Origin of the sequence: Streptomyces sp. NPDC050509 (assembly GCF_044457965.1) — a bacterium.
GTDB lineage: Bacteria > Actinomycetota > Actinomycetes > Streptomycetales > Streptomycetaceae > Streptomyces.
Map to the genome: position 1 here is coordinate 251445 of NZ_JBITHL010000004.1, position 13368 is coordinate 264812.

At 71.6% G+C, this 13368-nt stretch carries 7 protein-coding genes; 4 read left to right on the forward strand and 3 right to left on the reverse strand.

Annotated elements, in window-relative coordinates; all coding sequences use genetic code 11:
- Nucleotides 1–21 precede the first annotated feature (21 nt).
- A complete protein-coding gene (locus tag ACIBJC_RS13580) occupies nt 22–6327 on the reverse strand; it encodes a protein kinase (protein WP_399291694.1) in 6306 nt (2101 codons plus the stop codon).
- A gap of 299 nt (nt 6328–6626) precedes the next feature.
- Nucleotides 6627–7385, reverse strand: a complete 759-nt coding sequence (locus ACIBJC_RS13585; protein ID WP_399291696.1) for a BPL-N domain-containing protein — start codon at nt 7383–7385, stop codon at nt 6627–6629.
- A gap of 376 nt (nt 7386–7761) precedes the next feature.
- Here ACIBJC_RS13585 and ACIBJC_RS13590 point away from each other — a divergent pair, with 376 nt between their 5' ends.
- Complete coding sequence (locus ACIBJC_RS13590) at nt 7762–8460, forward strand: NAD(P)-dependent oxidoreductase (protein WP_399291698.1); 699 nt, start codon at nt 7762–7764, stop codon at nt 8458–8460.
- A gap of 39 nt (nt 8461–8499) precedes the next feature.
- On the opposite strand, the gene ACIBJC_RS13595 is transcribed toward ACIBJC_RS13590, so the two are convergent.
- Nucleotides 8500–9255 carry a TetR/AcrR family transcriptional regulator C-terminal domain-containing protein gene (locus ACIBJC_RS13595; RefSeq protein ID WP_399291700.1) on the reverse strand — a complete coding sequence of 252 codons (756 nt, stop codon included), beginning with the start codon at nt 9253–9255 and terminating at the stop codon, nt 8500–8502.
- Between the two features lie 97 nt (nt 9256–9352).
- Between ACIBJC_RS13595 and ACIBJC_RS13600 the strand changes: the two genes are divergently transcribed.
- From ACIBJC_RS13600 to ACIBJC_RS13610, 3 genes are all read left to right on the forward strand, one after another.
- Complete coding sequence (locus ACIBJC_RS13600) at nt 9353–9715, forward strand: ArsR/SmtB family transcription factor (RefSeq protein WP_399291701.1); 363 nt, start codon at nt 9353–9355, stop codon at nt 9713–9715.
- A gap of 258 nt (nt 9716–9973) precedes the next feature.
- On the forward strand, nt 9974–11284 hold the full coding sequence (locus ACIBJC_RS13605) for an MFS transporter (protein ID WP_399291703.1): 1311 nt from the start codon (nt 9974–9976) through the stop codon (nt 11282–11284).
- Nucleotides 11285–11366: 82 nt separating this feature from the next.
- Nucleotides 11367–13361: a heavy metal translocating P-type ATPase gene (locus tag ACIBJC_RS13610; protein ID WP_399291704.1), complete on the forward strand. Its 1995-nt coding sequence runs from the start codon at nt 11367–11369 to the stop codon at nt 13359–13361.
- Nucleotides 13362–13368: the final 7 nt, after the last annotated feature.

The window sequence follows — 13368 nt, forward strand, 5'->3', positions numbered from 1 at the left end:
GAAGGCGGTCGGTGAGGGCGGTCAGTCGGCGGCGGCGGCGCCGAAGTAGTTGGTGTTGGCCTTGGCGATGGCGTCCCAGTCGCCCCCGTGGGGGAAGCGGACGACGTCCCAGCGGGCGTTGAACAGGCGTTCCTCGGCGTCCTCGTCGCGGAAGACGTCCTGCTCCTTCGCCGGAGAGTCCACGAAGACGGCCACGTTCACACCGGGCAGCCGGTACGTGAAGTCCGGCGTCGCGTTCGCCTCGGTGAGGAACGCGCCGGGCTCGTCCGGCAGCCGCAGCCCGCGCGCCTTCGCCCAGCCCAGGAAGTCCCCCTGCGCGGCGAGTTCGGCGGCCGACGCCTCGACGGGCGTCGGCTCGGCGGGGGAGTCGGCGAGCAGCCGCCGGTACTGCTCGGAGCGCGACTCGCCCCGGGACGCGCGCCGCGCCGTGGCCGACGCGAGCCGCACCAGCAGGCCGGCCACCGTATGCCGGTTGATCAGCTTGTGGTTGAGCTGGTTGCCGTAGGTCAGCAGGCAGTCGTAGCAGCCGAGCGCGCAGGCCCGTCCCGGGCGGTGCTTCTCGCCGCCCTCGTCCTCGCCGTCCGGCGCGAAGTGGCAGATCTCCAGGGCGCGCGCCGCCGCCTTCGCCAGGGCGTCGTCCTCCGCCTGGAGGCGGCGCAGCACGCCGGCGCCGCCCTCAGCCGCCTCCGTGAACAGGATGCGACCGCGCGGACCGTCGTCCGGCGGCAGCAGCTCGCTGGACAGCTCGGCGTCCTCCAGCTCGAACGCGGCCTCGATGCCCCGCTCCAGCGCGTACATCAGGGACAGCGCGATCGGCTCCGGCAGCGGCTCGTCGAGCGTGAGGACGAGGATGTTGCGCCGGTCCTCCACATACGGGATGACCCGCTTCTTGCGCCGTACCTCCTTGCCGTCCGGGTCGATCACCGGAAGCTCGCTGGAGTCGCCGGACGCCTCGGAGGCGTCCTTGTCGTTCATCCAGCGGCCGTCCGCCAGGTCCAGCCAGTAGCCCGGCGGTTCGTCGTGCTTGGCGCGCACCCGGCCGGTGTTGGTGATCCGGACGGTCGCCGAGTCGCCGTACGCCACCTCCGCGAGCCGGTCACCGGATCCATCGGTGACCGACGCCTCCAGGTGGCCCTTGTCGGTGGCGTCACGCTGGTGGAAGCGGTACGACGTCTCCAGCTTGAATCCGGCGCGCCGCCGCTCCTCCTCGTCCGAGGAGATCCGCTCCCGGCGGGTGGTGTACACGGTGTGCAGTTGCAGCAGGCCGTACGTCGCCGATCCCAGCGGCTCGCCGCAGAAGCCGCAGCGGTCCTCGCGGCCCTCCGGAGGGTGGTGGTAGCCGCAGTGCGCGCAGCGGCGGGCCTCGCCGGTCGTCAGCTCGCCCGAGGAGTCCGGCGGCAGCTGGATGCGCGTCACCTGGTAGCGGGCGCCCTCGTGGTAGATCAGCGCACCCGGGCCGAACTCGCGGATCGCGAGGAAGCGGGGCCGCTGGAGGTAGTCACCTTCACCACGGCGGCGCCCGGTCTTCGGGATGTACGCGGCGAGCGGCAGGCGCGGGAAGCTGTAGCCGGGCAGGAAACCCTCGGAGGCCAGATAGCGGTACGGGTTGAAGTCGGAGAGCACCGACTTGTTGTCGACGCTCTCGTTCATCAGCAGGTTCAGCTGCGTCCAGGCCTCACGCTGGCGGGTGTTGGCCTGCTTGCGGTCCCCGTCCCTGAGGCCGTAGTCGATACGGCGCTCACTCTGCGTGTAGTAGTCCCTGAGCGCGGCGCGGAACAGCTCGCGCCAGCGCTCGAAGGCCTGGTCGAACCTGGCAGGCGCCGAGCGGACCCTGTCCTGGATCCAGTCGTCGTGCCACCAGGTGGTGTCGGCGAACGTGGCCAGCAGCGGGCCGAACACCCGGAGCGAGGCATCGATGGTGCGGCGCTGGGCGCTCTCGTCGAGGGAAGCGGCCAGGACGTCGGGGAGGAGGCCCAGGGCCGGCGCCACGTGGGCTCCGCTGTCCGGAGCCGGTACGTCCAGAACGTCGGACATGGCCCGGCCCAGCCGGAGACCCGTCTCCGCGATCCAGATGCCCTGGAGATGGGAGAGGACCAGGTCCTCGTTGGCCAGATCCAGGCGGGGCGGGACCACCGCGCCCGCCACCATGCGCTCCGAGCGGCGGAAGTAGTACTGGTCGTGGCTGTTGCCCGTCGCGCAGTACGTGGTGACCAGCGCCGGCTGGCCACTGCGTCCCGCGCGGCCCGAACGCTGTGCGTAGTTCGCGGGCGTGGGCGGCACATTGCGCATCATCACCGCGTTCAACTGCGAGATGTCCACGCCCAGCTCCATCGTGGGGGAGCAGTACAGCAGCTTCAACTCCGCCTTGCGGAAAGCCTCTTCACGCTGCTGCCGGTCCTCGGGAGAGACCTGCGCGGTGTGCTCACGGGCGAACAGACCGGACAGCGTGCCCGCCGCGTCCCTGTACAGGTCACGGAAGAACGTGTTCACGCGCGGGCCCTCGCCGCTCGCGTACGTACGGGTCAGCGGGTCGTGCGTGCCGCTCTCGCCCGTACCCGCGCGCCAGACGAGCGACTGGGCGGCCACCCGGTAGCCCGTGGCCGCCGGGCCGGTGGGCCTGCGGAAGCGGCCCGCGCGCTGGGGGGTGACCTCCACCTCCTTGACCAGACCGGCCTTGGTCAGGACCTTCAGCAGCTCCTCGATCACCAGCTGGAGGTCGTTCTGGTCGAGGTCCTTGAACGAACGGTCCGCGCGCCTCAGGTACTTGCCGAACTTGCCGCGCGCCGACAGGAACAGATCCGAGCGGTCCATACCGGGGCGGGAGGGGTGCGGATGAGCGGTGCCGACCCGCGGCTTGTCGGCGGCCGACAGCACCCAGGGGTCCACCAGCCGCTCCTCGCTGGCCCGCTGCAAGGAGTCGAAGACGTCGTCGTGGAAGTCCGACACCTCGATGGCCAGCGACCGGCGCATCTCGTTGAGCAGCGCCTTCATGATCTCGGCCCGCAACGCCGGGTCGGCGTCACGCAGCGTCGCATGGGTGGTGCCCCACCGGTCCTGGTTCCCCGCCACCCACTCCAGGTCCTCGTAGTCGATCTCCAGCAGACCCGTCTGCTCCAGGTTCGGCATCGTGATGCGCCAGCCGCGCTCCAGGTCCAGATAGAGCCGGAAGGCGACCACGTCGCGGAGCGTCCGGGCCGCGTTGCGGGCGAGCGCCGGCGCCAGATCGGGCTCGCCGGTGCACTCCGCCAGATCGATGGCGAGGGCGTTCGTGACGGCGGAGGCCAGCTCCTCGTGGCGCAGACCCTCCTCGCCCGAGTCCAGGGCAGCCCGGTACAGCGCCCCGCGCAACTGCGTGATCTGCACGAAGTCGTTGAAGTGGCCCGCCTGGAGGGAGGCGTCCTGACGGTTGTCGACGAAGGTGAGGAGCTTGCGCGCCTCCTTGTCCAGCGCCTCCTCCGGCACGGACTTGAGCCGGCGCACCACCGACGCCGAGATCAGCGAGGTCGCGGAGGAACGGCCTTCCTGGTCCAGCGTCGCCAGCTTCGCGAAGTCCCGGCCGCGTGTCTGCTCGTACGCCACCCCGCAGTGGAGACAGAACAGGAAGGGGGAGGGGACGAACGCGGCCTTCAGCTCGCCGCGCCCCTCATGGCCGAGCGGGTCGACGGTGACGGCACGCGGCACCCGGTCGCGGTACGACTTCTTCACGACCTCCTGGCCCTTCTCGTCCAACTCCAGCCAGGACTCGGGCAGCCGACGGTCGTCCACCGCGTACTGGAGGCTCGACGGCCACTCCCGCTCATGGTCGATGTACAGGTAGCCGTCCCCCTGCCGCCCGCCCGTCGCGGAGGTGTCCCGGCGTGCCTCGTAACGGATGCCGCCGTCCTTCTCGGTCCGCCACACCGTCAGATACTCCTGGCCGCACTCCCGGCAGAACGCCAGCGGCATCAGCAACTTGCCGCTTTTGTCGGGCTTTTCGAGCTGGTAGGAGCGGGTGAGATAGCGGGAGAGCTTGTCCTCCAGGGTGACGTAGACGGTGTCACCCTTGGAGAGGAACTGGTGCAGCCGGAACGCGAACAGCGGCCGTTCGGTCACCGGGTGGCGGGCCTGTGAACCTGCCTCCAGGGTGGCGCGGATGGCCTGGTCGCACAGGTCCACGCCGACCCCTGACTGTTCGTGCAACTCCGCCGCCGCGTCCTCGATCCGCGCCGGCTTGCGGCGTACGAGCCGCCCCGTCGCCTTGTCCGTGTCCAGGCCGAAGCGGGTCTCGATCCAGCGGGCCAGCGGATCGCGTACGAGATCGGCGTACGCGCGGGGAGCGGCCGGGGAGGTGAGGCGCTCGGCGGGCACGGCGGCGGGCGTTTCGCGGGTCGCGCGGACGAGAGTCTCGCCGATGACGTGCTCGGTCCGGACCGTCGTGCCGAACAGGGTGCGCGCCACGCCGGCGACGACCCGCTTCTGGTCCTCCTCCGTGCCCTCGGTGGACATGGTGGCCGAGGTGCCGATGCACTGGAGGTCACTCGCCTGGCAGGCCTCGCGTACCCGGCGGATCAGCAGCGCGACGTCGGCGCCCTGACGGCCGCGGTAGGTGTGCAGCTCGTCGAAGACCAGGAACTCCAGTCCCCGTGCCATGCCGATGAGACTCGCCCGGTCGGCCGGGCGGGTCAGCATCAGCTCCAGCATCACGTAGTTGGTGAGCAGGATGTCCGGCGGGTTGTCGCGGATCTCCTTGCGCTTCTCGTCGTCCTCCTGGCCCGTGTAACGGGCGAAGGTGACGGGCTCGCGGCCCGCGCCGTACCCGTCACGCAGATACTTCTCCAGCTCCTTGAGCTGGCTGTTGGCGAGCGCGTTCATCGGATACACGATGATCGCCCGGACACGCTTCGGCGCCTTCGGCCCTTCGGCGTCCCGTTGGTGCAGCACCTTGTTGACGATCGGGACGATGTAGGCGAGCGACTTGCCGGATCCGGTGCCGGTCGTCAGGACGTACGACGCACCGGACGCGGCGGCGTCGATGGCATCGCGCTGATGCTGATGGAGCGTCAGCGGGCGGCCGTCGGGGACGGTGCCGCCCTCGGTCTTCTTCGCCTGGAAGATGCGGGCGCACTCGTCGTGCAGCACCTTCTGCCCGGCCAGCTCCGCCACCGTGCCCCCGTTCTGGAAGAACGGGTTGAGCGACAGCCAGGGGTTCGGCCACTGCGACTTCTTGTCGAGGTCCTCCTCGACGAACGCCTCGATGCGGTCGTCGCGGATGATGGTGCCGCCCTCGGTGAAGGACCGGTAGTCCTTGATGAGTTCCCTGTGGACGCCGAAGACATCCATGCCGGCGCCGGAGGCGGTGGCAGGCGCGGGCTTCGGCGCGCCTGCCGGGGGCCGGGGTGCCCGGGTGGCCGTGGAAGCACGCAGGGGGCGGGTGGGGTCCAGGGCGGCCCAGTGCGGCAGCGGCGAGTGATCACCGTCGGTCGCGGCGAGGGGGAGCAGTGCGTCACGGACCGCCACGGCGTCCGCGGGGCGGTCCGCCGGGTCCTTGGCGAGCAGGCGGTGCACGAGACGGGCCAGCTCGACGGGGATCTCGCCGCGGATCCCGGCGACGGGCGTCGGGTCCTCGCCGGTGTGCTTGCGGGCGAGTTCGAACGGGGACTCGCTGGTGAACGGCGGGACCCCGACCAGCATCTCGTAGAGGACACAGCCGAGCGCGTAGAGATCGGCGGCCTGGGAGACCTGCTTGGCCTCGAACTGCTCGGGAGCCATGTACCGGGCGGTGCCGACGCTGACCCCCGTGCTGGTCAGCCGGGCCTCGTCCGGGTCGTCGACGATGCGGCCCATGCCGAAGTCGAGGACCTTCACCGTGCCGCCCTGGGTGAGCATGATGTTGGCGGGCTTCAGGTCGCGGTGCACGATGCCCGCGGCGTGCGCGGCGGCGAGGCCGTCGGCGATCTGGGCGCCGATCGCGGCGGCCCAGGCGACGGGAAGCTGCGGCTCCTCCCCGATCAGGTCGCGCAGCGTTTCGCCGTCCAGGAATTCCATGGCGAGATACGGGAGATCACCGCTGTCCGCTGCGATGCCGCCCGCGACGAGCCGTGTGAGGTTCCGGTGGCGCAGCCGGCGCATGATGCGCACCTCGCGGTCGAAGCGCTGCACGGCCTTGGGGTCGCCGCCGGTGTCGATCCGCACGCCGGTGCGGCGGCGCAGGATGGTCTTGACGGCGACCGTGCGCTCGGGAGATCCCTCGGCGACCCGGAGATCCTCGGCCCGGTGGACCTCGCCCATGTTGCCTCTGCCGATGACGTGCCCGATACGGAATCTGCCGTCGACCAGCTCGTGGCTCACTGCCGCTCCTCTGTCCTCTGCCCGCGGTCCCGCACCAGAACGCGACCCCCTGATCTGCTGCCGCACTGTTCATCGTCGCAGGGGAAGAGTGCGGCAGTCGTCACCGTACACGAAGGGGGTGATATTTATTATGTATTCAGTCTGTTGACATCGTCAACGCGCTGCCTCTGGTGCTTTGCGGTGACATGGGTAGGGGCGCGTGCATACAGACCCGGACGGCGGAGCCGTGGAAAAGGTTGCATGAATCCGTGAAGAAAATGTGCCCGAGGAGGGTGCTGGGCTCAGGGGGGGGCAGAGGTTCAGGGGTTCAGTACGGTGCCGGCGAAGTCCAGTGCCAGGTCGTGGGTGTGCTGGACCGGGAGCGGAGGGTCTTCGAACCAGTCGTCGGTGGCCTCCGGGTGCGGGCCCACCACGGCGACGCGGCCCGCGCCGTACGAGGTGACGAGTGCGGCGACCCGGTTGTTCGTGTACGTGGCGAGGACCGTCGTGTCCGGGCCCGGCGTGGGCGAGAAGCAGGGGCCGTCCTGGAAGAAGACGGTGCGCGGCTGTCCGCGCCAATTGACCTCGACCAGGGTGTTCTCCTCGCCGTGGACCGTGGCGCCCTCCGTGTGGATGTACTGGTCGATCTCGCCGGGGAGCAGGCCGAAGCCCTCGTCCTGTCCGGCGAGGTAGCCGCCCAGGCAGAAGCCCAGGTAGGAGCCGCCGTGTTTGACGAAGTGGCGGATGGCCTTCTTGTGCTGCTTGAGTTCCTGGTACGCGGGCGTCAGGTCACCGCCGCCGGGCTGGGCGTACAGCCGGGCCCGCGCCAAGGTGTCCTTGGACAGGGGGAGTTCTCCCTGCGGGCCGGTGGCGCGGACGTCCAGGCCCCAGGGGCCGCCGGCCAGCAGCTCGATCACCGTGTCGGCGCAGTCCATGTCCTCCTGGGTACGGCCCCGGTGGACGAGCGCCAGCGGACGCGTTTCGGTGGAGCGGCGGCCGGACGGCGCGTCGGACGGTGTGGAGGGGCGGGGGATGCCGAGGGTCTGGCGCAGGGAATCGAGAATTCCGGTGGACTTCATGGTTCCTCACCAAGGGTGTCGGGCGCGGGATCTCCCCTTACCGGTCCCTGGACGCGCGGTGGCGACTGCGTAGGGAGCGACCGTCGTACGAACGGAATTCCCTTTATGGCAGCCGTGCCGTGCCCGGCGCGACAGCCCACCGAGAGGGAACGTTCTTCCGTCACCCGTATGCCGATGGCCTCCGGCTGAATCGCCCATCCGTACCCAGGGGGCGGCTGCGGATCGGCAACGTGCGCCTGGCTCCGCCGGGCCCCGAACTCCCGCGCGCCGGTGGTACGTTGATCCGGCACTCGAACGTGGTTCGAGTGCTCGATCGATGTCCGCCGCGGTGCGACCGCACCGCACCGCGCCAGGCCGTCCCGCACAGGAGGAACTCGTGAAACTGGTCATCTTCGGCGCGAACGGCCCGACCGGCCGGTTGACCACGGAACAGGCGCTCGCCGAAGGCCACCAGGTCACCGCCGTGACCCGCCGGCCCGACGCGTTCCCGCTGAGCGGCGCCGGGTTGAGCGTGGTCAGGGCGGACATCCTGAACCCCGACGAGACGCACAGCGCGGTGGCCGGCCATGAAGCGGTGATTTCCACCGTCGGCGTGCCGTACACGAGGGAGCCGGTGACCGTCTATTCGGAGGGCACCGCGAACGTCATCACGTCGATGAAGGCGCACGGCATCCGGCGCCTGGTCTGCGTCAGTTCGATCGGGGCGAACTACGAGGACGCGCCCGGCGAGGCGTTCGTCTTCCGCAAGGTGATCGTGCCGATCCTGCTCAAGATGGGCCGTCCCCTCTACGAGGACACGAGCCGCATGGAGGCGATCGTGAGCGCCAGCGGCCTGGACTGGACGGTCGTCCGTCCCGCCGGCCTCTTCGACGCCACGACCACCACCGACTACATCATCAGCAGGACCCGTCACCCCGGCTGGTTCACCTCGCGCAAGGACCTCGCGGACTCGCTGGTGCGCGAGGTGGTCGACAACCTCAACGTCGACTCCCGCGTCGAGGTCATCACCACCAAGGGCGTGCCCGGTTACTTCCAGGTCTTCGCCAAGGAGGCGCTGCACATCGGCAAGAAGTGACCCGCACAGGGGCGCCGCCGTCGTCGTACGTGTCCGGGGTCAGCCGGTGGTGGGGAGCTGGGCCTCCAGGCCGTTGAGGACAAGCTTCACGCCCAGGTGGAAGTTGGCCTCCCAGTCCTCGTCGAGCATGTACTCGTAGTCCACGAGCGTCGGGTACGTGTCCCGCTGTCGGCGCAACTGCTCCTGTGCCGAAGCGCGTTCATCCTTCGACCACTGGAGGTTGGACTGGCTCGCGGCGGAGCCCAGGACATGGTTGTACAGCAGCCAGCAGGTTGCCTGCGTTTGCTGTGCGTTGAATCCGGCCCGCGACAGTGTCGCCTGGAGGAACTCCAGCCACGCGAGGAAGTTCGGCCCGATCGACGGCCGCTGACGCAGGGGGAGCGCGGCCGACCAGGGGTGCCGCAGAAGCATGGCCCGGCATCCGGAGAGGAGGGTCACGACGTTCTCCTCCCAGAATCTGTCGTGGCTCTCCTCACTGTCGTGGTCGTCCGGGAGCGTCGCCTCGGCGAAGATGGCATCGGTGGCCAGGTCGACGACGTCGTCCTTGGTGTCGATGTGCCAGTACAGCGTCGCGGTGCCGACGCCGAGACGCTCCGCCAGGTGGCGCATCGTCAGCCGCTCCAGGCCCTCCTCGTCCAGCAGGGCGATGGCCGCCTCGGTGATGCGTTCCCGGGTCAGCGGCGGCTCCTGGCGCGGGGCGGGCGGTCGGCGCAGCCAGACACTCCGCCCGGGACCTGCACCCGTACCCGTACCCCTACTCGTACCGGTACGGCCGTTTCCCCGTGGCTTGCTCACGCTGATCCTCCCCAACCCTTCCCGGCGCATCGTACGTGGCGGTACTCGGCGTCCCGGCCGCGTCACGACTGTCTCCCGCCGCCCCTACGATGAGGGCATGGCATCAAGCCCGCGTGCAGCAGGTGCACATCCTGTGCAGGTACCGGAGGCCGGGGACGGGGACCGGCTGGAGGTCGCCGCCTCGGTGCTGGCGCTGCTCGCGGACCGTACGCGTCTGGCCCTGTTGGAGCGGCTGGGGCAGGGGGACGCCGATGTCACCACCCTCACGTCGGCGTGCGGCGCCGCCCGGCCCTCGGTCAGCCAGCATCTGGCCAAGCTCCGGCTCGCCGGGCTGGTGACCGCCCGCAAGGACGGCCGGCGCGTGGTCTACTCCCTGCGCCACGGCCATCTGCGCCGACTGGTCGACGAGGCGCTGAACGTCGCCGACCACCAGATCGGCGCGCTGCCCGCCCACGACTGAGGCCGCACCCGCGACCTCGGCTGAGGCCGCACCTGCGACTTCGACTGAGGCCGCACCTGCGACCTCGGCTGAGGCCGCACCCACGCCCACGACTGAGGCCGCACCTGAGACCTCGGCTGAGGCCGCACCTGCGACTCGGGCAGCACCCTTCCGCCCGCCCCGGATTCCCGGTCCTTTTCCCGCTCAACATGTGCTCAGGTGCGCACATGTTGAATATGATGGCGGAGGTCTCACACCGCCGACCCGGGACGGGGATCCATGCTGTCCGTGCTGCGCGACCGCACCTACCGCCACCTGTTCACCGCCCAGGTCGTCGCCCTCGTCGGCACCGGGCTGGCCACCGTGGCGCTCGGCCTGCTCGCGTACGACAGGGCGGGCGACCGGGCCTCCGCCGTTCTGGGTACGGCGCTGGCGATCAAGATGGTCGCCTACGTCGCCGTCGCCCCGCTCGCCGGAGCCGTCGCCGCCCGCGTACCCCGCCGCTCCCTGATGGTGGCCGCGGACCTCACGCGCGCCGGTGTCGCGCTCGCGCTGCCCTTCGTCGGCCAGATCTGGCAGATCTACGTCCTGGTCTTCCTGCTCCAGGCGGCGTCCGCCACGTTCACACCGGTCTTTCAGGCCACCATCCCCGAGGTGCTGCCCGCCGAACGCGACTACACGCGGGCCCTGTCGCTCTCCCGGCTCGCCTACGACCTGGAGAGCCTGTTCAGCCCCGCCCTCGCCGCCGGGCTGCTGACCCTGGTCTCCTCCGACCGGCTGTTCGCCGGTACGGCCATCGGCTTCCTCGCCTCGGCCGCACTCGTCGTCTCCGTGGCCCTGCCCGGACCGGCCGCCCCGGCCGGCCCGCCCGCCTCGGGGTGTGCGGGTGCCTTGGGGCGTACGGGTGCCGTCCGTGCCGAAGTCGCCCTCGGTGCCCGGCTGTTCTGGGCCGCCCCGCGGCTACGGGCCCTGCTCGCCCTCGACCTCGCGGTCGCCGCGGGCGGCGCCCTCGTCTTCGTCCACAGCGTCGTCCTCGTGCGCGACCACTTCCACCGGCCGGCGGGTGACCTCTCTCTCGCCCTCGGCGCCTACGGCGCGGGCTCCGTGCTCACCGCCCTGCTCCTGCCCCGGCTGCTGCGGCGGTTCCACGACCGCGCCGTGATGCTGCCCGCCGCCTTCGCCCTGCCGGTGATCCTCGCCGCCGTCGCCGCGCTCGGCGCCGTCGCGCCCGGCGCCGGGGCCTGGGTCGGGTTCCTCGCCGCCTGGGCCGCGATCGGCGCGGCCTGCTCCGCCGTCCTCACGCCCGGCGGGCGCGTGATCCGCCGTTGCGTCGGCGACGCGGAGCTGCCCGCCGCCTTCGCCGCGCAGTTCTCCCTCTCGCACGCCTGCTGGCTGCTGACCTACCCCCTCGCGGGGCTGCTCGCCACGGGCGCGGGGCTGCCGGTCGCGGCCCTGGTCCTCGGCGCCCTCGCGCTCACCGCGGCGGTCGCCGCGACCGTCGTCTGGCCCGCACGTGAACCCGTACGGATCGAACGGGTCCACGCCGACCGGGACCGTCGTCCTCAGCCGTCCCATCCCCCTCACAAATGAAGAGGTGTTCATTCTTTCCTGTACGGTGAGCGGGTCGTTCCGTGCCGCCGTCCGCCGTCCGCCGTCCGCCGAAGGAACCCGCATGTCTTCCGCCCTCACCGAGCGCCCCGCCCCCGACGCGGCCGAGCCCGGCCGGAGTGCTGCCGCGCCCCGTCGCCGTACCCGCGTCCTCGCGCTGCCCGAGGCCCGCTGGGCGGCCACGGCGCTGGCGCTCTTCCTGGTCGCCCTCCCGGCGCAACTGGCCGGTGCCCCCGCCTGGAGCTGGGGCCCGCTGTACGCGGCGGCCTACCTGACCGGCGGCTGGGAACCGGCCCGCGCGGGGCTGCTGGCGCTGAAGGAGAAGACCCTCGACGTCGACCTGCTCATGATCGTCGCCGCGATCGGCGCTGCGGCCATCGGACAGGTGATGGACGGCGCCCTGCTGATCGTCATCTTCGCCACCTCCGGCGCGCTGGAGGCCCTGGCCACCGCGCGTACCGCCGACTCCGTACGCGGACTGCTCGACCTCGCCCCCGCCACCGCGACCCGGCTGGACGCCGGAGGCGAGGAGCGGACCGTCGCCACCGGGGACCTCGTCGTCGGCGACACCCTCCTCATCCGCCCCGGCGAGCGCGTCGGGGCCGACGGCCGGGTGACCGGCGGGGCGAGCGAGGTCGACCAGGCCACCATCACCGGCGAGCCCCTGCCCGTACCGAAGACGACCGGGGACGAGGTCTTCGCCGGGACCCTCAACGGGACCGGCTCCCTGTGGGTCACGGTCGAACGGGACGCGTCCGACTCCGTGATCGCCCGGATCGTGGCGATGGTCGAGGAGGCGTCCGCGACCAAGGCCCCGACCCAGCTCTTCATCGAGAAGGTCGAGCAGCGCTACGCGGTCGGCATCGTCGTCGCCACCCTCGCCGTCTTCGCGGTCCCGCTGGGCTTCGGCGCGAACCTGACCGACTCCCTGCTCCGGGCGATGACCTTCATGATCGTCGCCTCGCCGTGCGCCGTGGTGCTCGCCACCATGCCGCCGCTGCTCTCCGCCATCGCCAACGCCGGACGCCACGGGGTCCTGGTCAAGTCCGCCGTCGTCATGGAACGCCTCGGCCGGATCGACACGGTGGCCCTGGACAAGACCGGCACCCTCACCGAAGGCACCCCCCGGGTCACCGACATCCTCCCGCTGCCCGGCTCCGGACTCTCCGCGGACGCGCTGCTGGGCCTGGCGGCGGCGGCCGAGCGCCCCAGCGAGCACCCGCTGGCCCGCGCGGTCGTCGGCGCCGCCCGCGCACGCGGCCTGGCGCTCGCGGAGGTACGGGACTTCACCTCCGCGCCCGGCGTCGGGGTGACCGCCGTCGTCGACGGCCGTACGGTCACGGTCGGCGCCCCGTCCCGGCTCCCGGACGCCGGGGACGGTGGCGCGCCCGCAGGCGAATGCGCCGCCGCTGCCGTCGCTGAGCTGGAGGAGGGGGGCCGTACCGCGGTCCTCGTCCGGTGCGACGGCGTTCCCGTCGGTGTGCTGGGCATCGCGGACCGGCTGCGCCCCGACGCCGCCGCCACCGTCGCCGCCCTCACCGCCCTGACCGGCACCGCGCCGACGCTGCTGACCGGCGACAACCCGCGCGCCGCGGCCCGCCTCGCCGCCGAGGCGGGCATCACCGACGTACGCGCCGGACTGCTGCCCGAGGGCAAGGTCGCCGCCGTACGGGAGTGGGAGGCGGCCGGACGCCGGGTGCTCGTGGTCGGCGACGGTGTCAACGACGCCCCCGCGCTGGCCGCCGCGCACGCCGGTGTCGCCATGGGCCGGGCCGGCTCCGACCTCGCGCTGGAGACCGCCGACGCCGTCGTCGTCCGCGACGAACTCGCCACCGTCCCCGCCGTCGTCGCCCTCTCCCGCGCGGCCCGCCGCCTCGTGGTCCAGAACCTGGTCATCGCGGGCGTGTTCATCACCGGCCTGGTCGTCTGGGACCTGGCCGGCCATCTGCCGCTGCCCCTCGGCGTCCTCGGACACGAGGGCTCCACCGTCATCGTCGGCCTCAACGGCCTGCGCCTGCTGCGCGACGCCGCCTGGCGCCGGGCGGCAGGCGGCGTGTGAGGTGACG

Coding starts and splice junctions, on each gene's coding strand:
- ACIBJC_RS13585 (WP_399291696.1), bottom strand. CDS start 7,385: ATGAAGTCCACCGGAATTCTCGATTCCCTGCGCCAGACCCTCGGCATC.
- ACIBJC_RS13600 (WP_399291701.1), top strand. CDS start 9,353: ATGGCATCAAGCCCGCGTGCAGCAGGTGCACATCCTGTGCAGGTACCG.
- ACIBJC_RS13605 (WP_399291703.1), top strand. CDS start 9,974: ATGCTGTCCGTGCTGCGCGACCGCACCTACCGCCACCTGTTCACCGCC.
- ACIBJC_RS13610 (WP_399291704.1), top strand. CDS start 11,367: ATGTCTTCCGCCCTCACCGAGCGCCCCGCCCCCGACGCGGCCGAGCCC.